The sequence below is a fragment of the Plantibacter cousiniae (nom. nud.) genome (genome assembly GCF_977070315.1).
The window spans coordinates 154,179-172,987 of sequence record NZ_CDRVEU010000012.1; the positions used below are offsets into that span (position 1 = coordinate 154,179).

16 protein-coding genes and 2 pseudogenes are annotated in these 18,809 nt (G+C 56.6%); 12 read left to right on the top strand and 6 right to left on the bottom strand.

Annotated features, from left to right (window positions below):
* Positions 1-30: 30 nt before the first annotated feature.
* The 5 genes from ACW55A_RS21740 to ACW55A_RS21760 form a co-directional block, all read right to left on the bottom strand.
* On the bottom strand, positions 31-1,278 hold the full coding sequence (locus ACW55A_RS21740) for an MFS transporter (protein ID WP_153221035.1): 1,248 nt from the start codon (positions 1,276-1,278) through the stop codon (positions 31-33).
* Positions 1,275-2,522 carry an ATP-grasp domain-containing protein gene (locus ACW55A_RS21745; RefSeq protein ID WP_153221034.1) on the bottom strand — a complete coding sequence of 416 codons (1,248 nt, stop codon included), beginning with the start codon at positions 2,520-2,522 and terminating at the stop codon, positions 1,275-1,277. Before ACW55A_RS21745 ends, ACW55A_RS21740 begins: the two co-directional genes overlap by 4 nt.
* 86 nt (positions 2,523-2,608) lie before the next feature.
* Positions 2,609-3,382, bottom strand: a complete 774-nt coding sequence (locus ACW55A_RS21750; RefSeq protein WP_054078790.1) for an iron-containing redox enzyme family protein — start codon at positions 3,380-3,382, stop codon at positions 2,609-2,611.
* Between the two features lie 48 nt (positions 3,383-3,430).
* On the bottom strand, positions 3,431-3,844 hold the full coding sequence (locus ACW55A_RS21755) for a DUF2000 domain-containing protein (RefSeq protein ID WP_054078789.1): 414 nt from the start codon (positions 3,842-3,844) through the stop codon (positions 3,431-3,433).
* Positions 3,845-4,143: 299 nt separating this feature from the next.
* Positions 4,144-4,440, bottom strand: a complete 297-nt coding sequence (locus ACW55A_RS21760; protein WP_054078788.1) for a hypothetical protein — start codon at positions 4,438-4,440, stop codon at positions 4,144-4,146.
* A 627-nt stretch (positions 4,441-5,067) separates the two neighbouring features.
* On the opposite strand from ACW55A_RS21760, the pseudogene ACW55A_RS21765 reads away from it, so the two are divergent.
* The 5 genes and pseudogenes from ACW55A_RS21765 to ACW55A_RS21785 form a co-directional block, all read left to right on the top strand.
* Positions 5,068-5,349 (top strand): annotated as a pseudogene (locus ACW55A_RS21765) (TIGR03757 family integrating conjugative element protein); the annotation flags it as partial.
* Positions 5,340-6,341 carry a conjugal transfer nickase/helicase domain-containing protein gene (locus ACW55A_RS21770; protein ID WP_498811609.1) on the top strand — a complete coding sequence of 334 codons (1,002 nt, stop codon included), beginning with the start codon at positions 5,340-5,342 and terminating at the stop codon, positions 6,339-6,341. The pseudogene ACW55A_RS21765 and the gene ACW55A_RS21770, both read left to right, overlap by 10 nt.
* On the top strand, positions 6,338-7,540 hold the full coding sequence (locus ACW55A_RS21775; protein ID WP_498811610.1) for a site-specific integrase: 1,203 nt from the start codon (positions 6,338-6,340) through the stop codon (positions 7,538-7,540). Before ACW55A_RS21770 ends, ACW55A_RS21775 begins: the two co-directional genes overlap by 4 nt.
* A gap of 526 nt (positions 7,541-8,066) precedes the next feature.
* Positions 8,067-8,318, top strand: a pseudogene (locus ACW55A_RS21780) (ParA family protein); the annotation flags it as partial.
* A gap of 100 nt (positions 8,319-8,418) precedes the next feature.
* The gene (locus ACW55A_RS21785) at positions 8,419-8,988 is read left to right on the top strand and encodes a type II secretion system F family protein (RefSeq protein ID WP_498811640.1); all 570 of its coding nucleotides are present in this window, start codon (positions 8,419-8,421) and stop codon (positions 8,986-8,988) included.
* A gap of 682 nt (positions 8,989-9,670) precedes the next feature.
* On the opposite strand, the gene ACW55A_RS21790 is transcribed toward ACW55A_RS21785, so the two are convergent.
* Positions 9,671-10,606 carry an AraC-like ligand-binding domain-containing protein gene (locus tag ACW55A_RS21790; protein WP_498811611.1) on the bottom strand — a complete coding sequence of 312 codons (936 nt, stop codon included), beginning with the start codon at positions 10,604-10,606 and terminating at the stop codon, positions 9,671-9,673.
* Between the two features lie 559 nt (positions 10,607-11,165).
* Here ACW55A_RS21790 and oxdA point away from each other — a divergent pair.
* The 7 genes from oxdA to ACW55A_RS21825 all read left to right on the top strand — a co-directional run bounded on the left by oxdA (position 11,166) and on the right by ACW55A_RS21825 (position 18,768).
* Positions 11,166-12,224, top strand: coding sequence for an aliphatic aldoxime dehydratase (gene oxdA, locus ACW55A_RS21795; RefSeq protein ID WP_410935121.1), 1,059 nt, complete (start codon positions 11,166-11,168; stop codon positions 12,222-12,224).
* Between the two features lie 87 nt (positions 12,225-12,311).
* Positions 12,312-13,181: a transporter gene (locus ACW55A_RS21800; protein WP_410935122.1), complete on the top strand. Its 870-nt coding sequence runs from the start codon at positions 12,312-12,314 to the stop codon at positions 13,179-13,181.
* Between the two features lie 152 nt (positions 13,182-13,333).
* On the top strand, positions 13,334-14,848 hold the full coding sequence (locus ACW55A_RS21805) for an amidase (protein ID WP_410935123.1): 1,515 nt from the start codon (positions 13,334-13,336) through the stop codon (positions 14,846-14,848).
* Between the two features lie 78 nt (positions 14,849-14,926).
* A complete protein-coding gene (nthA, locus tag ACW55A_RS21810; RefSeq protein ID WP_410935124.1) occupies positions 14,927-15,520 on the top strand; it encodes a nitrile hydratase subunit alpha in 594 nt (197 codons plus the stop codon).
* Between the two features lie 40 nt (positions 15,521-15,560).
* Positions 15,561-16,223 carry a nitrile hydratase subunit beta gene (gene nthB, locus ACW55A_RS21815; protein WP_410935125.1) on the top strand — a complete coding sequence of 221 codons (663 nt, stop codon included), beginning with the start codon at positions 15,561-15,563 and terminating at the stop codon, positions 16,221-16,223.
* Positions 16,220-17,482 carry a GTP-binding protein gene (locus ACW55A_RS21820; protein ID WP_410935126.1) on the top strand — a complete coding sequence of 421 codons (1,263 nt, stop codon included), beginning with the start codon at positions 16,220-16,222 and terminating at the stop codon, positions 17,480-17,482. The genes nthB and ACW55A_RS21820 overlap by 4 nt, the downstream gene beginning before the upstream one ends.
* The gene (locus tag ACW55A_RS21825) at positions 17,479-18,768 is read left to right on the top strand and encodes a methyl-accepting chemotaxis protein (RefSeq protein ID WP_498811612.1); all 1,290 of its coding nucleotides are present in this window, start codon (positions 17,479-17,481) and stop codon (positions 18,766-18,768) included. The genes ACW55A_RS21820 and ACW55A_RS21825 overlap by 4 nt, the downstream gene beginning before the upstream one ends.
* Positions 18,769-18,809 lie beyond the last annotated feature (41 nt).

An 18,809-nucleotide genomic window follows, 5' to 3' on the forward strand; every position in this document is an offset into this window, starting at 1 on the left:
TTCTTGGTTGTTCAGTTAGAACATTCTGTATTAATCCTGGACAGCAACAGCTGCAACATTCTGCTCAGGCCGCAATAAAAGTGCGACACACGACAAGTAAGCGAACATCAGCAAAGCGATGAGGTAAAAATAGTTATTACCGAAGAAATCCAATACGAAGCCAAGTAGCGTCGAAAGGAGACTAGCAAACAAGCAACCTAGAGCGAATGAGATGCCGAAGATAGAGCCCAGCCGGCCGGCGGGGGCGAAGGCTACGGTACCGGCATAGCCCATCATCCAAAGAAACTCGAAGACCACGATCATCAGCGAAAAGCATACTGCGCTAAGCAACGGAGTAGGTGCGCTAACAACGCCGACGTATAACGCAGCAGCAAGCGCTGAGCAACCTATCGCCAACATCCTAGAGTTATAAAAAGAGCGTTCAAAGAGCCTAAACTTTTTACAAAATAGGCTGAATGACCATGAGCCGATTACGATACCGATACTTGCCAGCACGTACGATATGGATACTGCTGACACATCCAATCCAAAACGAGACACAGGGAAGATCGGCTGCAGTACGCTGTAGGTCCCTTGGAAGAATGTTGCCGTCAAAGGCATCAACGCAGCGCAAAGGAGTAGACGAGGATCATTGGATAGAGCTTGACGATACTCCCGAAAGCGAGCGAACAAAGAGCCATTAGAAACCGCATCCGCCTTGACTAGTCCGGATATTGAGCGAGTTAGCCATATAAGTCCAGCTGAAAGCACAAAAGTAAACGCGTCGATTAGCACAACTATTTTAAGGTCGACATAGCTAGCGAAAAAAACTCCCGCCATGGCAGCTAGACCGATGCCTACATGATAGCTGGACTGTAAAAAGGACGCATAGTGAGTTACCTTTTCTTTGGGAAAAAGAACTCGCGTCGCGATAGTTTTGTTGATGCGGTTAATTTGGTCTACCACGCCACGGATCAGCAGAACAAACACAATGGCCCAATAGTTTTGCCCATCAGCGAGGAAAAATATTGGGAGTGTCAGCACGGCTGAGAGCAGATCGAGGAGATACCAGCGTGCACGTGGATCAAGCCCGTGCTCCCAATCACTCCGAAAGAGCACCACCAAGAACGCAGGTAACCATTGCAGCGACACAAACAGCGAGGTCAACAGCGCTGAACCTGTCTGTTTATAGACGGCCAGCGCTAGGACGATGTGCAACAGTACCGAGCCCGCCGAAGAGAGTGTAAACGCCGCGCTGCCTAATAGCAGATTGAGGCGCCCCCTATTGAGCCCAATCATGCCATTTCCTGCTGTTTTATAGAGGTACGCTGAGAGGCAAAGTCTATCACTTGGGCTGCGTTGCTCTTGGCCTCTTGCTGATCACGGCCTACGCACATGACCTGCAAGATCCAGCTGTAGTTGGAGTGCGTACCGTCTATGCTGTCACCCACTTCATGGTGCAGCCAAACCTCGCGTACAGACGGAAAACTTTGTTTTATCGACTCTACTGAAGGCAGGCTAGCTATTACACCCTCCAATTCACTGACTAGGCATTTCCAAGCCGCGCCCTGGTGCGCCTCATAAAGTGGGCGCAGAGGTACCAGACTACCTAAACAGAGTTCGATGCAGTCGCCAACGATAGAGCGGCCGCTCGCTAAGTCGAGCATGATCGAATGTCCGCTGCCGCCGACACGAGTGTTCACTTCGACCAAATGGGGGCCGTCGGCGGTGACTATAATCTCGATGTGGCTCGGCCCGAAGTTATAACCGATTGCGTCCAGAGCCGAGCACGCTTTAGACTGAATCTCGTGCAAGTGTTCGTTAAGTAGAGGGAAGGATGCGCCTATCTCAACGCTGCCATGCACGACATCACGGTCAGATACGCCGACTAATTGATGCTCTCCCGCTGACGTAGTAAGCATCTCTACACTCACCAAGTCACCAGAAAGAAACTCCTCGACAACGAAGGCCGTTGAAATCCAGTCTTCGGAAATCGTGCTAAGTCGAGCGACTACTGACTCAATATCGGACTTACTGGCGCATGATATAGCGCCAATGCTGGAGTGCCCTTGTACCGGCTTTAGGAAGCAGGGAAAGGTCATGGACTCGCCAAGCAAACGTAACTCTTCGACTGTTTCGATACGCACTGCCTTGACGCTATCCGCACCTCGCTCTTGCAGGACTTGACGGAATCGGTACTTGTCCTGTGCTATAGCGATGGCTTCTGGATCGGCCCCGCGAAGACCAAGATGTGCGCATAACTTGGCTGTGACTGCAGTACGTATCTCCGCAAAGGTCAACAAAGCATCAATTTGGCCTATCTGCGTCTCAATAGCAGCGCGTACTTGTTCGAAGTCGTTGGAATCGTCTACTGAAACTATCGCATCAGCCAAATCAAGCTTGTATAGAACAGACGCAGGGAACCACTTCCGAAAGCGCTCGACACTATCCGTCACCAATACAGAGCGGTAGCCCGCCTCGTTGCAATAGCGAATAGCATCGAGTCCACTGAAGTTTGTTTCGATGAATACGACAGTCTTCATATTGGAAATCTCCGGCGTGAGAACTGTCAATCAACCGGATTAAGTATCCGGTTGATTGATTAATTGCAGCGGGTGTAGGGACGAGCTCAGGCGCAGGAACGCGAATTCGCTTCGAGATTTACCAGGCGCGCGCACTGGTCCCAGAAACGGTGCCAGAAATCGATGCCTTGGTCGAAAGACACACGAAACTCTTCGCGAGCTCTTTCGGTCTTGCAAAAGCGAAGGAAGTTCGCAATAGAATGACGGATGTGCTCAGTCTCATCGGCACGGTGTATCTTGAAAAACGGCGTCGCGGCCAACGCTAACTCGCTCGCTTCGTCATAACAAAGACTCTGAAACAAAGCCTCAATATTTTCTTCTGCGATGATCTCAAAGCTGAGCAGAAGACCGACAATGCCGTACTGGCTCTTTGTGCCAACCAGCGTCTCGTCTAAGACCTTGAGAATCTCCTTGATAGAAGATGGAGATGAACTTGAAGCGAGCCTTATACCTGCCTTATCTAAGGCTTCCAAGAACAACTTCGAATGAATATAGTTCTTATCATTACCACCTAGTTCATCATAGGCGATCTGGATCAGATGGTGCTGCCGCTCAGGGTCGTCAGTCTGCGCCACAGCTTTAGTGATGAAAGTCGGCACATATCGAGTGAAGTCGTACCAAGCGGCAGCCATAGTCTCTGCCGCCATAAGCGAGCGATGAACATTCAATGTCGCTTGGATATTGGTAAACACATTGCGCTTTTCTGCTTCTGCCATGAAGTGCTTGGTCCAGTAAACCACTTCCGGATGATCATGCGCATAGGTGCTCTCCGGAATCAAGTAACGCGGATGGGCCGCTACATCATTATGGTTCTCATTCATATTGCATCTCCGTTGCAGATAGTAGGCTGATGACCTAGAGCATTTGGCTCAGCGTAGAAGGCCCAGGTTGCCAGTAAGTTTTGTTACCAACTTCTTGTTACCGATGATCCCAAGTCCTTGGTACTGAATTGCGTCATCTGGACCATGCGCTAGGACCTCGGCATACTCCTCGTAAGAGCGAGTTGTTCGAGTCGCACTAATGAGATCAACGACTATTATTTCTGGCTCGAACTCGCGCAACTGTTCCCGCAATTTCTTGAGTAGCTCTGCCGAGCCTTTTAGGATCGGCAATGCGATTGTAGTGATGCCACCGTGTACATGTCCCTGCCAGTCGATAAGGCTTTCGCCCACCATCTGCGGGTAAAGTTTTCCAAAGCTGGCAGCGATAACCGCCGCGGTGTTAGCGATGACCCCAAGCGGCAACGTTTCGTCGATGATGATGACGCACTTGTTATCGAGCATGCATTTTCCTCACGGAATCGTATCAATTTTCATCGTCGGGATCGTATTTGAGCCGCCGACAATTCAGGACTCTACAGGGTAAAGCGTCGCAGATTAATGGGGTATTATTTAAAGATACTTTTGATTTTTACTTGTACGTACATGTACCACTAGCCGGGTGGACCATGAATTTTAGGCTGCTTTTCACGGCTCGGGCACAGGGCAGCAGCCACACGAAAAGCCGGTTCAGTGGAGCTAGCTGCTTAGGATGGTATACCCCGCGCTGGGCAGGGCTCTGTGAGGCTCAGACTTTTAACAGTTCACTGCGAGAGCTTATCTATCGCCTTCTTCCCTTCTGGGAAGGTCGCGGTGACTTCCAAACTACTGCCTCCCAGTACATGGATGCACTCCCTCAGTGTTACGACGTACCGGTCAGCGACTTTCAGCGCAGCCTTGATCGTCGCCAGATGATCACCTTGGTTGCGCATAAACATGAGCGCCATTGCGTGTGCGTCCTCAAGCCTTCTATCAAAGAGCTGCTGCCTACGTCTGGCATCGGTCTGGCGCGCTTTAAGCTGCTCTTTCATAGAAACAACCTTTCCTTGTTCATCGGTCATGTTGAGCAGTCCTCCTTGGCCTGTAGGGCAAGTGTATGAGCTTTTCCGGAAAACCCAAGGTGCCGGTAGACGAATGGGGCGACCCGATGATTTCTGGTGAGGTCTGCCCGTGGCCGAGCTTCAAAAAGGTTACCACTTGCCGGCGGAATATTTATCGGACTTGCTGGTGGCCGACTTGGCTATGGTTGAGGTAATACCGGTCTGGTAATTTTACAAGCTCGCTGTCAGGGCGCAGGCTGTTCAACGTTGAGTCCGCAACACCACAGCCCTGCCAAAGCATGCCATTCACTCGGCGATATATAGCTCGCAACGCAGATCTTCCGCACCTTCGCGACACCGATGCAATCGTGTGCAACGTACTGAGCGTCGCTGGCAACGACACTTACGCTGCGCGGCTGCCACCGGTTAGGTGGTCAAAAATTACGGCTGCGTACTAATCGCTCCAGTTATGCTCCAGATCAGCTTCAGCCGTAAATCCGCGCTGATACCCACTTCAAACCCTATCCGTCCCGATAACGGTTTCCTACTGACGACAGTTCATTAATCGCGTTTTCTGTACCTGACACCACCTGCAGGTACTGCCTAATGCCCCCCTCCAGAACCTATCGCTTCAGCTGCAAGAACCGCATGACCATCCTGACTGTGATCGCGGCCATACAGGTCCCCCTCGCGAACGCGGAGACGTGGATCGTTACTGACCGGAACCACCCAGTCCAGGCACCGGCACATGTCCGGCTGATCATCCTGGACGAATCAGAACGGCTTGAGGCCAAGCTCTCTGAAGGACTGCCGGCTAATCAGCAACAAGCCATCGCAATCATGCAGCAACGCCTCAAGAGCAGCGATGCGCAGCGCTTGCAACGAGATCAGGCTTTAGCTCAACAAGACCTCGTAGACGCTTGGAGCATGGGGGTATCGAACACATCCCCTCATCCAACGCCCCGATGTTTAACCTGCTCCAGGATCAGGCGATCATTCAGCCCAACGGAGTGGGAAAAGCCATTTGGAAGGCCAGTATCGACAATGGTCGCGGCTGGAAGAACACGTTCACGGTGCTGAAAATAGCGCCGGCGCTGATTTGGCCGAACACCACTGATAGGCCTGAGACCTATACCGGCACTCTGACAGTGGAATCTGCACCAGCGGCAGATGAAAACGAGCCAGCTCCTGCTGGAGGCGAAGAGTCTCAACCCGTGAACAGCAAAAATACGCCTGCAGTATCAGCAGCGCCCCCGACACCTAAGCAAGCGCCTGCTGCAGCAAAAGATTTTGATGCACTGGACGAGCTGCTCGATCTGTTCCCCGACCCGGTAGCGACAGCACCGACTCAACCAGCACCCGAGCCGTTAGACGATGATGATCAGATTCCCTTTTTGCCCCCTCCTCCGGCAGCTACCAGTCTTAGCCAACCTCGGCAGCTTGTGGGTATCAAGGCAACGAACGACAAAGCTCCGGTCGAAGAGCCGGCAAAAGTCTCGCCGGAAGGTAGCTCAAGCCACGGCTTGAATTTCCTCACCTGGCTGAAGGGGGGCGTGATCTCCCACAGGATCATCATCAATGACGCCAAGGCTCGTGTGCATACCGTGGATGGCACTGCGTTTCTGGTTAGCCCGGACATATTCAAACGTTACGCACTTGAGCACCCAGACATAGAGCGTGAGGCTAAAGAGCGGGATCTGGAAGCTTGGCAGGTCGTTCAGCGTTCTTTTGAGAAGCTGAAAAAACATCGCAAGACTGGCGCAGGCCTGAACATCTGGACGTGCCTGGTCAAAGGACCACGAAAAAGCAAGCAACTGCGGGGCTATCTGCTCATAGAGCCTACCGACGTTTTCAGCGAGGTGCCCTATGACAACCCGGTCATCAGCTTGGCAGAATTGGTAGACAAGGACACATCTGAATGAAACCGATGACGCTTCCGGAACTGACCCAGGAGTACATCCTCACCCATGACCTTCGTCCTGACACAGTAAAGATTTACAGAGCGGCTACGAAAGCGTACGTGAACTTTTTCGGCGAATGCCTAGCCTGCGAAACCACTCATCGAGACATGCTCGAATGGCGCCGATCGGAACTGGCAAGGATCTCCAAGCGGAGCTGGAATACTTACTCAAGCCATCTGCGGACGGTGTACAGGTACGCAATGGAGCACGGGCTTGTCGAGCTGAAAGTAAATCCCCTAAAGGATACCCGTGTCATGCCTACCAAACGTCCGAAGAAGACGATTGGCAACGACGTCATTGTTCGGGCACGCAACTGGCTAAGGTTTCTCGTACAAGAGGAACTATCGACTGGAAAACGATCAGAGATCACTCCAGCATGGTTCTGGCTGGCAGTGTTTGAAACCTTCTATTACACAGGCATAAGACTCAACGCGCTGCTGTGCTTGAGGTACGAAAACGTAGATCTGGGACAGAGACTGATAAGAGTAAGGGGAGAAACAGAGAAAACGCACCGGGAGTTTATGATTCCAATACCTGATGGACTGATGCCGCATTTGGTGCTGGTGATGGACACAGCCAAGAAGGTTGGCTTTTCTGGTACTGACCAAGTTTTCAATATCAACAGATTCTCCGGTCATTACAAGCGGGAGTATATGAACTCTGATCAGGTGGAGGCCATGTACAAGAAGCTGACCAATATGACTGGCACGCGCATGACACCGCACCGCTTCAGGCACACGATAGCCAGCGAACTGATGAGGCAGCCCGAGCGTAATATTCACATCACAAAGAATCTGCTGAATCATTCAAATATAGCAACGACGATGGAGTACATAGAACCAGACTACGATCTGATGCGAGAAGTTATGAATGAAAGAGGTCAACAACAGGCCAAAATCAATTATCTAGTTAGACCGATAATCCCCAAAAGTTCAGGCCCTGTGGCTGGCAGCGCAGTACCGCGGGTGAGCTTGGTATCCGGGACAGAGCTGCAACCGGCGACGACCGAATCGAGTGAGGCCAAAAAAGCCGACGATACGGCCTCCAATCCCCCTGTAGCGGAGCGTCTCGAACTGATGTCGACCGCACCTTTGGTCAATGTATTAAAATCCACACCAGTTTCTGTTCATAGCGAGCCCGTCACCTCAAACGAGGCCTAAATGCCATCATCATGAGCGCTCGACCAGAGCATGTATTCAGTTTCAGTAAACGTGCAAGATAGCCGATAACAGCCACGCACTGCGTCAGGATGAAAAAATATGCGTGGCCTCCAGTAGCTCTGAAGCTGCACTCCGCCTTGCAATTTGACATCACGGCTTGCCGGCGCTATGTTTCGCGACAGACGGCTGCTTGTCTGGGTGCGCATCGCGCTCAAACGGTATCGCCTGCCTTCAGCTTCGAAAGACTAGCCAGCTGCCTTACAGATCGTTGCCTTAATGCCGTGACGGAAGCCCAATCAGCTACCCCACCTCAGGCCGGATAATCTGCAGGGCAAAAAAAAACCTGGAAATCCGCATTTTCATGGGCCTTCCAGATTTTCGAAATGGTGGGTCGTGTGGGATTCGAACCTACGACCAATTGGTTAAAAGCCAATTGGTTTCATGCCCTCAGTTTAGGCAGAACCTCCTGATGAAGGCTCTGGATCCAATCCGCAGTCTCTAATGTCCCCATTAGAGGCTTTAAATCATGTTCGTAACCTCGCTAGTGTCCACCAAAGGTGGCGTCGGAAAATCTACCAAAGCTGCCAATCTCGGTGGGTTCTGCGCCGATTCAGGCTTGAAGGTCCTACTCATAGATTTGGACCCTGTGCAGCCTTCTCTCTCTTCCTACTACCCAATAGCGCAGGAGGCGAGCGGCGGCATATTTGAGCTCATCGCGCAGAATCTTACGGATCCTGAACGGATCATCTCCAAGACCAGCATACCGAACCTCTCGTTGATCCTGTCGAACGACCCCAACAATCAGTTGATCAACCTACTGCTCCATGAGCCGCTCATCCAACCCAGAAGCCTGGTCCGGCGCACCCATGGTTCTGCACATGATCGCCACCTTTGTGACCAACTGGGGACTTCTGACTTTGTGCCTTGTGGTGGTCCTGGTTGTAACCAGTGTCGTCACTCTGCCTTATTTCCGTGGCCCTTGGCGGACACGGCTGGAGATCTTGCCTCCCTGGTCAATCTACAAAGCGCTCCACGGCTCAACTTTCCTCCTCAATATCGCGCTCATGCTGCGAGCAAATATCGATCCGCTCGGAGCGTTGGACACGTTAAAGCGTGGGGCAAATCCGTGGCTGCGTGAACGCCTGGAAGCCGCCCACTACGGGGTTCGGATGGGTAAAAACTTTGGAGAGGCTTTGGATCTTTCCGGGCATGAATTCCCAGACCACGAAGCGATTCAATTTCTGATTGTTCTCTCCACCACGCAGAGCTTCTCGGCTGCTGTGCACCGCTACAGCCTTCGCTGGTTGGAGATATCACTGAAACAGGTCGAGCGTTACGCAAAGACACTATCCCTCGTATCCATGGTTCTGATCGGCCTGTTAATGATTCTGGTCATGATCGGGGCCTACAGCATGACCGGCAATGCCACACAGGGCATGTCGCACTGAGCACTACACCGCTACCCGCTGCAGCCAAGTGTTCCAGCGTGCCGACATACATTTCGGTATTGGCCTGAGCATGGTTACCGGATTTAAGCCACATCAGATCGCCACGCCAGCCCCTCTTTAACACCAATGCGCAACACTGCTGTCTTATCAAATGCTTTACGGGCAGCCACTTAGAAAGCGCCTCCTCGGTTGTATTGGCCGTTGGCGAAGCCGCGGCCCGCACTGAAGGCGTCGCCCTGAACAAGGAAGCCGTCGCCAACTGCAATATTTTGTCGACCGAATAAAGCGTCGATACCGTGCTGGCCAATGACATCAAACAGATTACCCGACCGTCATCCCAGATAAGCATCCTCAATCTTGGTCGTGCGTTCAGAGCCATCAGTGTAGCCTGCAGCGCCTCCTTCCTCCAAAGTTGCCGAACCGACTTGCGAGAGGGCACCATAGGCAGTCCCTGCATCTCCTATTCCCTGTTCGGCACTCACGCCATACTTGATGTTACCATCCCGCCACGAGGACGATCTCTGTTCTAACCGGCTAAAGCCCGGGTAACTTTCACGACTTTGGAAACGCCAAACACCGCATCCGGTTAGCATTGAGATGGGTGTGTCTTGGGAAAAGCTCGTACTGCGTGTGCAACTAACCTATCGTCCTGTTATTCCCGAGTATTCCTCAGGTGTGAATATCAATTTCGATGTAACAGGGTATTGGGCGCAACCCCAAATGCCTTTCGAAACGCATGACTGAAGTGGGAGAAATCGGAAAAGCCGAAGTCCAGCGCCGCCTGGGAAACGCTGCGCACTTGACCACGCTCAATCGCTTCGCGACTGGCATTCAGGCGTTCTTTCCAGATCTCTGCGACCGGCGTTTTCTGATAGCGAGCGAAGGCGCGGGTGACGGTTCTGGTCGACACGTGGTGGGCCTGGGCAATGACTTCAATCGAAAGATCCGGCTCGGTCAGGTGCCGCTGGATGTACTGCATTATACGGCCATAGAGATCCAGTTCCTCGTGAGTCGTCTTGAGGTCCTGGAGTTCAAGGCTGATAACGAGCAGATCGAGCATGGCACTTGAGTAACGGGTGGAGATATTCGCATCCTGCAACGAAGCCGGCGTATTTGAGGCCTGTCGCAGCATTTCACGCAATGGCATAACGCCGGGGCGCCGGTCATCAAGGACCATGGCCGTGTAGTCGGCGATTCGTGGCAGGCGCTCGGTGAGCAGTGCTCGCGGGATTCGGACCAGGTGATTTTCGGTACCACCAAAGCTGAATCGGAATGCCTGATTTGCGTCATAAAGAAATAAATTGCCAGGCGACAGGGTTGTTTTGCGCCCGCCCTGCTCAAGTTGGCCATAGCCGTTTCGAGAGAAACCCAGCCATATATCTTCAGCCGGACCGCTGCGCAAATGCCCGGCGGAGCGCTCCCAATAATGCAGGGGTGAGGACAAGGAACAGATATCCAGATCTCCCATGGGATTTACTGCGAGCGCACCGTCAAAACCGCTCTGGGACATGGGCTGGCTATCGGCCGCCAGGCAATGGCGGCATACCACTTCTTTCCAATAATCGAAGCGACGAGGTGCCGAAACGGCAAGGGTCGAATACTGAATGGTTGAGTTCATGGCACGTCCCTCGGTACCGGTGCAGTAAGCGCTCGAAAAATTTTCATTGGCTTTTGAACGCAATCAAGCAATTAACAGGCCAGGCGAAATCACCTAGCCCCGCAGAGCGTCAAGGGCGTCACTCCTCTGCAAGTCACCGCCACGCGGCATAGTTGGTGAAAAGCAAACCCTCCCCATTTGGACGCAAAGGTCTTCAGGCTTTGGCCGTGCACGCACCAAAACCGTTCGTGGCGAGCCGTCAATGCAGTGTTGTCCTTGCCAGCCAAACAGTTGTCCTGATGAACAAAGCGGCCTATCGCCAGCCAGCCTAATTTCTGCCTCACAGCCGCTCATACCCCCGCTGATGAGGCACACCATGCACCCACACTCTGCGCAACGATTGTCTGACTCATCCTGGCTTCTGCACCAACGCGACCTCGTGCCGGAAGAGTCGACCTGCTGGTGGATCGAATGGGGCGTCATGCAGCTGCTGCATCGCCGGCAGGTCACCGAGCGCGGACAACCGCGGGACCGCCAAGCCTGAACCGTATGCCTGAACGATAATAACCAGGAGCTCAACATGGAATCTGCAATCGACAAACATCTCAAATGTCCGCGCACCTTGTCTCGCCGCGTGCCCGAGGAGTACCAGCCACCGTTTCCGATGTGGGTGGCACGCGCTGACGAGCAGTTGCAACAAGTGGTGATGGCTTACCTGGGTGTGCAATATCGAGGCGAGGCGCAACGCGAGGCTGCATTGCAGGCCATGCGGCATATCGTGAGCAGCTTCAGCCTGCCCGATGGCCCGCAGACCCACGATTTGACCCACCACACCGACAACAGCGGCTTCGATAATCTGATTGTCGTGGGTTACTGGAAAGACCCGGCCGCCCACTGCCGCTGGCTGCGTTCAGCCGAGGTGAATGGCTGGTGGGCGGCGCCGGAGCGTCTCGGTGAGGGCCTGGGTTACTTCCGTGAGATCACCGCACCACGTGCCGAGCAATTCGAAACCCTGTATGCCTTCCAGGAAAACCTGCCGGGTGTCGGCGCGGTCATGGACTCCACCAGCGGGGAAATCGAAGAGCATGGTTATTGGGGCTCGATGCGCGATCGTTTTCCGATCTCTCAAACGGACTGGATGAAGCCGTCCGATGAACTGCGCGTCGTCGCAGGCGACCCTGCCAAAGGCGGGCGCGTCGTGGTGCTGGGCCATGACAACATTGCGCTGATTCGTTCGGGCCAGGACTGGGCGGATGCCGAAGCGGACGAACGTTCACTGTACCTCGATGAAATCCTGCCGACGCTGCAGGACGGCATGGACTTCCTGCGCGACAACGGCCAACCCCTTGGCTGCTACAGCAATCGGTTCGTGCGCAATATCGGTATGGACGGCAATTTCCTCGACGTCAGCTACAACATCGGCCACTGGCGCTCACTCGAAAAACTCGAACGCTGGGCCGAATCCCACCCCACCCACCTGCGCATTTTCGTGACGTTTTTCCGCGTGGCCGCCGGTTTGAAAAAGTTGCGCCTGTACCACGAAGTGTCGGTGTCGGACGCCAAAAGCCAGGTGTTCGAGTACATCAACTGCCACCCGCATACCGGCATGCTGCGCGACGCGCAAGCGGCGTCAGCCTAAGCCCCCGCGGCGTTACAGCCCACCCGGACTTCAGCTCGCTTGCCGTTTTTTTCAGGCGGCACGGCCCCCCTTTGCAAGGAATACGCGATGAACAACAAGATCCGTCTGCTGACACTCACCACCGTATTGCCCGCGCTGCAGGCGCACGCCGTCGAGGTGGCCCCCGGCGATTACGAGCAATACCCCGTCGGCGCGACCATCGGTGCGATTTACTACCAGCACTCCACCACGAACTCGGCCTATACCAACGGCCATAAGGCCAGCTCGGACTTCAACCTGAACTCGGACGTCGGCATCCTGCGTCTGCTGCATGTTTACGCGTTGAGCGACACGCTCACCATCGACCCGCAATTCCTGTTGCCCTTCGGCCACGTGTCCACCGGCGGCGATGCGTCGGCACTGGGCAGCACGCGCGGCATCGGCGACCTGATCCTGACGGCGCCGCTCAAGTGGCGGCTGAACGACGCCCGCGACACCCTCAGCATCGCGCCCTATGTGTATGTACCCACTGGCACTTACGACAAGGACGACGCGCTGAACATCGGTGAGAACCGCTGGAAGTTCGAATTGCAGAGCGCCTACGTCAAGCACTTCACTGAACACTGGGCGATGGACCTGGTAGGCGGCGCGACCTGGTATGGCGATAACACCGATTTCGGTGCCAATGGCGACCGCCTCAAGCAGGACGTGTCCTACGCGGCGCAGGTGATGGGGCGCTACATGCCTGACGCCACGACCGCGTTCGGCATCGGCTTTGGGCGTACCTGGGCCGGTGAGACCAATATCGAACACGTCAACCAGGACAACGAAATGGGCACGACCAACTTTCGCGTGACGGCCACCAAATTCTTTACCGCCCAGGACCAGATCCAACTGCAGTTGGGCAAGGACCTTTCGGTGGAGAACGGCCCCAGGGAAAACTTTCGGATGAACCTGCGTTACGCGCGCGTGTTTTGAGACAGACAGAGAGCTGTCCGTTTCAACCAAGCCGCTGTCTTTTTCAGCCAAGCCCGAGTGGGTCGGCCGGGATTATCCTGGCTTCCAGGCCCACTGATTTTTTTGCCGAGCACGCCGTGCTCACAGGCCTTTAGGATAAGGAAAGCCTCACTATGGCAATCGTTCGCCCCACCCTGGAGCAGCTACTGGATATCGCCGGTAACCTGCACATGCAGCTCGACCACGCACAGGCCAGCGAATACCTGGCCTTGATGCAACCGAGCTTCGACGCCTACGATCTGATCGATTCGCTGCCTGACTGCATCCCGCCGATACGCTACGAGCGCACGCCGGGCTATCGCCCCTCGGCGGCGCACAACCCGCTCAATGCCTGGTATGTACGCACCGAAGTCAACGGTGCCCGCACCGGCAAGCTGGCGGGCAAAACGGTCGTCCTCAAGGACAATATCTCGCTGGCCGGCGTGCCCATGATGAATGGTGCCAAGCCGCTGGAGGGCTTCGTGCCGTCGTTCGACGCCACGGTCGTCACCCGTTTACTGGATGCGGGGGCAACCATCATTGGCAAAGCGACGTGCGAGCATTATTGCGTGTCCGGTGGCAGTCATACCTCCGACCCCGCGCCGGTGCATAACCCCTACCGCCAAGGCTTTTCGTCGGGCGGCTCCTCGTCCGGCAGCGCGGCGCTGGTTGCCACGGGCGAAGCCGATCTGGCGGTCGGCGGCGATCAGGGCGGGTCCATCCGGATTCCGTCGGCATTCTGCGGCACCTACGGGATGAAGCCGACCCATGGCCTGGTGCCTTACACCGGCATCATGGCCATCGAAGCGACGATCGACCATGCCGGCCCCATCACCGCCACGGTGCGCGACAACGCGTTGATGCTGGAGGTCATGGCCGGCGCGGATGGGCTCGATCCACGCCAGGCCGCGCCACGGGTCGACAGCTACAGCGACTATCTGCAGCGCGGGGTGCAAGGGCTGCGGATCGGCATTCTGCAGGAAGGCTTCGCACTGGCGAACCAGGACGCGCGCGTCGCCGCTTCGGTACGCAACGCCATCGCCCAACTTGCGCGGCTGGGCGCAGAGGTCGAAGAGGTGTCGGTGCCCGAACACGCCATCGCCGGTTCGCTGTGGCTGCCCATCGGCTGTGAAGGCCTGACCATGCAGATGATGCACGGCAATGGGGCCGGCTTTAACTGGCAAGGTCTGTATGACGTCGCGTTGCTCGACAAGCAGGTGCAATGGCGCGAGCAGGCCGATACGTTGTCGGCGTCCCTGAAGATGTGCATGTTCATCGGCCAATACGGCCTGGATCGCTACAACGGGCGTTTCTATGCCAAGTCGCAAAACCTGCGGCGCATGGCGCGGGCCGGTTATGACGCGGCACTGGCGCGCTATGACCTGCTGGTATTGCCGACCGTGCCTATCGTTGCCCAGCCCCATCCGCACGCCGATTGCTCGATTACCGAATACGTGGCCCGCGCGCTGGAAATGATCGGCAATGCCTCAGCCCAGGACATCACCGGCCATCCGGCCATGTCGATTCCCTGCGGCCTGGTGGACGGCCTGCCGGTCGGGATGATGCTGGTGGGCAAGCATTACGCCGAAGGCACGATCTACCAGGCAGCCGCCGCCTTCGAGGCGTCCGTCGACTGGAAAACCCTGTAATCGATTCGCCCCCGTGAAGCGCAAAAACAATAAAGCCATCAGTCGCTGCTTCGAAGCTCAATGATGAGGAGTCCAACGATGAAAACCCATGACCACACCACTTCGACCCCAGGCGAGCGAGCACAGGCGTTACTTCAGGTGCTCAAGCAAAAGGAGCTGATTCCCGACGGTTACATAGAACAGATGACACAGCTGATGGCACACGAATGGAGCCCGGAAAACGGCGCCCGGGTGGTGGCCCGGGCGTGGGTGGACCCGGCGTTTCGGGAGCTGCTGCTGCGCGACGGCACCGCCGCCTGCGCGCAGTTCGGCTACACCGGCCCACAGGGCGAATACATCGTTGCCCTGGAAGACACGCCGACACTCAAAAACGTCATCGTCTGCAGCCTGTGTTCATGCACCAACTGGCCCGTTCTCGGCCTGCCGCCGGAGTGGTACAAGGGCTTCGAATTCCGTGCCCGGCTGGTCCGTGAAGGCCGCACGGTCCTGCGCGAACTGGGCACCGAGCTGCCCAATGACGTCACCGTCAAGGTGTGGGACACCAGCGCCGAAACCCGCTACCTGGTATTGCCGGTGAGGCCCAAGGGCAGCGAGGCCATGGATGAAGAGGCGCTGCAAAAATTGATCACCAAGGATGTGCTGATCGGTGTGGCGCTGCCCCACGCAGCGTAGCCGAGGCGCGTTGTTTCTTAACTTTTCAGAGGCATGCACAATGGATGGCTTTCATGATCTTGGCGGTTTCCAGGGCTTTGGCAAAATCCCCCACACCATCAACAGCCTGAGCTACACACCGGTGTTCAAACAGGACTGGGAACACCTGGCCTACAGCTTGATGTTCATCGGCGTCGATCACTTGAAGAAGTTCAGCGTGGACGAAGTGCGTCACGCCGTCGAACGCCTGGACGTGCGTCAACACGTGGGCACGCAGTACTACGAACGCTATGTCATCGCCACCGCCACCCTGCTGGTCGAAACCGGCGTGATCACCCAGGCGGAGCTCGACGAGGCGCTGGGCTCGCACTTCAAGCTGGCCAACCCCGCCCATGCCAAAGGTCGCGCGGCACTGACCGGGAGGCCGCCGTTCGAAGTGGGCGACCGTGTGGTGGTTCGCGACGAGTACGTGGCAGGGCATGTGCGCATGCCGGCTTACGTGCGTGGCAAAGAGGGTGTGGTGCTGCACCGCACATCGGCGAAGTGGCCGTTTCCCGACGCGATTGGCCATGGCGATACGAGCGCGGCGCATCAGCCTACCTACCACGTCGAGTTCCGCGTGAAAGACCTGTGGGGGGAAGCGGCGGATGATGGGTTCGTGGTGGTCGACCTTTTCGAAGGCTACCTGGACAAGGCCAGCCCTGCACAAGCGGTGAACGCATGATAACCGGCGCCCAGTCGGGCCGACTACCGGTGACGGTACTTTCGGGCTTCCTCGGCGCCGGAAAAACCACCCTGCTCAACCATATTCTGCGCAATCGCGAAGGCCTGAGAGTGGCGGTGATCGTCAACGACATGAGCGACGTCAATATCGATGCCCAGGAAGTGCAGCGCGACGTATCGCTGCAGCGTGGCAGCGATGAACTTATCGAGATGAGCAATGGCTGTATCTGCTGCACGCTGCGCGCCGATTTGCTTGAGCAGATCAGCGCCCTGGCACGCCAGCAGCGTTTCGATTACTTGCTGATTGAGTCCACCGGGATTTCCGAGCCGATGCCGGTCGCGGAGACCTTCGCCTTCCTCGACACAGAAGGCTTCAGCCTGAGCGAACTGGCGCGGCTCGATACCCTGGTAACGGTAGTCGACGGCAGCCAGTTTCAGGCACTGCTGGAATCGTGCGACAGCGTTGCGCAAGACAATACCGAGGGCGCGCCTGCACGCCCGCTGGCAGACCTTCTGATCGAACAGGTGGAATACGCCAACGTCATTCTCGTCAACAAACTGGACCTGATCGGTGAGCAGGATTACCTGGCATTGCGTTCGATCCTCGCCAGCCTCAACCCGTCCGCACGCATCCTGCCGATGGCCCACGGTCGGGTGGCGTTGGCCGCCCTCCTCGGCACCCATCTGTTCGATTTGCCCAGCCTGGCGGCATCGCCGGGCTGGATGAAGAAAATGGACGCTGTCGACGCAGCGGCTTCCGAGGCGGAAACCTATGGCGTGACGTCCTGGGTGTACCGCGAGCGCGCGCCTTTTCATCCGCAGCGCTTGCTCGACTTTCTCCAGCGGCCTTGGTGCAACGGTCGCTTGCTGCGCAGCAAGGGCTATTTCTGGCTGGCCAGCCGTCACCTGGAAACCGGCCTGCTGGTGCAAAGCGCCAGGCAGTTCCAGTGGGGCTATGTCGGCCGTTGGTGGCACTTCGTCGAACCGGCGCAATGGCCGCGAGACGAATACCGCCTGCAGAGCCTCATGACCAAGTGGGACAGCATTGTCGGCGACTGCCGGCAGGAGTTGGTCTTCATTGGCCAGGGCATGGATACGGACAGGTTGCAGCGCGAACTCGACAACTGCCTGCTGAGCGTCGAAGAAATCGCCGCCGGCCCACCGGTCTGGCAGGCACTGCCGGGGGCGGCCGCATTTGATGCCGCTGCCATGTCCGCAGTCGCCCCGGCGGTGGATCCCATTCAAGGAGGTGCTGTATGATTTTTTTCAACCGGACCAGCCGCTTGGTATTGGCGCCGCTCGCCGACAGACTCGACCAGCCGGACCAGGCGAGCACACCTTTATCGTCGAGCAACCCGCTGTTGCGACGCATCCTGGAAGGCGTCGAGCACCTGCTGCGGGAACGGCGCGCCCTGAAGGAGCAGGCGCGCACGCTGACGCTGGATGTCGCCGAATTGAGCACAGGCCTTGCCGCGCGCGAAAAGCTGTTGCAGCAACTGGAAAACCGCCTGGCACTGATTACCCAAGGGGCTGATGCCTTGTTTTGGGAGCTTGAGCTGGACGGGAACACACTTGCACCGACCTGTACGGTGCGCTGGAGCGGATGCTGCTCGCCCGAGCACCCATCGATTGACTCATTGGCGCGGTGGATTGAACAGCTGCATCCGGCTGACCGGCAACGCTTTCCGGCAGCCCTGGAACTGCACCTGGCCGATCGCAGCGGGCGTACAGATTTTGCCTTGGACGTGCGCATGGCGCCCGTGCCGGGAGACGACTATCGCTGGCGCAGGCTGCGCGGTCATTCGCGCCGCGATGCACAAGGCGCGGCGGTCGCCGTGGGCGGAAGCCTGCAGGACATTCACGAACAGTACACCCGGCACGAGGAACTCGAGCTGACGGCTGCGCGTTTCGAGATCTCCCGCGAAATGCTGCATGACGGGCTGTGGGATATCGAGGTGGTGGCCGGCGATCCGGCGAACCCGAACAATGTCATTTGGTGGTCTTCGCAAATGCGCCGGCTGCTGGGCTGCTCCACGGTCGAGGAGTTTCCCAACACCCTGGAAAGCTGGACCTCGCGCCTGCATCCCGAGGATAGCGCACGGGCCATCGCGGCATTTGTGGCGCATGTCGAGGACCGCAGCGGCAAAACCCCGTTCGATGTGGACTATCGGCTCAAGCACCAAAACGGCACCTACCGCTGGTTTCGCGGACGTGGCCAGACGCGCCGCGCAGCGGATGGTTCACCGCAACGGGTGGTGGGCGCCATCACCGACATCCACGCCAGGCATGAAGAAAGTGCGATGCGCGAGGCCCAGGAGCAACAGCACCGGGTCATGCAGGAAACCCTCAGCAAGCTGACGCACATTGTTGCCACCATCCAGGGCATTGCCAGCCAGACCAACCTGCTGGCGCTCAACGCCGCCATCGAAGCGGCGCGGGCGGGTGACGCCGGGCGCGGGTTTGCGGTGGTCGCCGATGAAGTGCGCAAGCTGGCCACCCGCACCAGCCAGGCCACCCAGCAAGCCGCCGACATGATGGAGAGCTGAACCGCTGAAACCGCCTGCCAGGCCAATGTGTTTGCAGACCC

What these genes read in the sequence shown, in the direction of transcription:
- nthB (WP_410935125.1), top strand. Translation starts at nt 15,561, where the DNA reads ATGGATGGCTTTCATGATCTTGGCGGTTTCCAGGGCTTTGGCAAAATC.
- ACW55A_RS21740 (WP_153221035.1), bottom strand. Translation starts at nt 1,278, where the DNA reads ATGATTGGGCTCAATAGGGGGCGCCTCAATCTGCTATTAGGCAGCGCG.
- ACW55A_RS21755 (WP_054078789.1), bottom strand. Translation starts at nt 3,844, where the DNA reads ATGCTCGATAACAAGTGCGTCATCATCATCGACGAAACGTTGCCGCTT.
- oxdA (WP_410935121.1), top strand. Translation starts at nt 11,166, where the DNA reads ATGGAATCTGCAATCGACAAACATCTCAAATGTCCGCGCACCTTGTCT.
- ACW55A_RS21750 (WP_054078790.1), bottom strand. Translation starts at nt 3,382, where the DNA reads ATGAATGAGAACCATAATGATGTAGCGGCCCATCCGCGTTACTTGATT.
- ACW55A_RS21805 (WP_410935123.1), top strand. Translation starts at nt 13,334, where the DNA reads ATGGCAATCGTTCGCCCCACCCTGGAGCAGCTACTGGATATCGCCGGT.
- ACW55A_RS21820 (WP_410935126.1), top strand. Translation starts at nt 16,220, where the DNA reads ATGATAACCGGCGCCCAGTCGGGCCGACTACCGGTGACGGTACTTTCG.
- ACW55A_RS21790 (WP_498811611.1), bottom strand. Translation starts at nt 10,606, where the DNA reads ATGAACTCAACCATTCAGTATTCGACCCTTGCCGTTTCGGCACCTCGT.
- ACW55A_RS21745 (WP_153221034.1), bottom strand. Translation starts at nt 2,522, where the DNA reads ATGAAGACTGTCGTATTCATCGAAACAAACTTCAGTGGACTCGATGCT.
- ACW55A_RS21825 (WP_498811612.1), top strand. Translation starts at nt 17,479, where the DNA reads ATGATTTTTTTCAACCGGACCAGCCGCTTGGTATTGGCGCCGCTCGCC.
- nthA (WP_410935124.1), top strand. Translation starts at nt 14,927, where the DNA reads ATGAAAACCCATGACCACACCACTTCGACCCCAGGCGAGCGAGCACAG.
- ACW55A_RS21785 (WP_498811640.1), top strand. Translation starts at nt 8,419, where the DNA reads ATGATCGCCACCTTTGTGACCAACTGGGGACTTCTGACTTTGTGCCTT.
- ACW55A_RS21760 (WP_054078788.1), bottom strand. Translation starts at nt 4,440, where the DNA reads ATGACCGATGAACAAGGAAAGGTTGTTTCTATGAAAGAGCAGCTTAAA.
- ACW55A_RS21800 (WP_410935122.1), top strand. Translation starts at nt 12,312, where the DNA reads ATGAACAACAAGATCCGTCTGCTGACACTCACCACCGTATTGCCCGCG.
- ACW55A_RS21775 (WP_498811610.1), top strand. Translation starts at nt 6,338, where the DNA reads ATGAAACCGATGACGCTTCCGGAACTGACCCAGGAGTACATCCTCACC.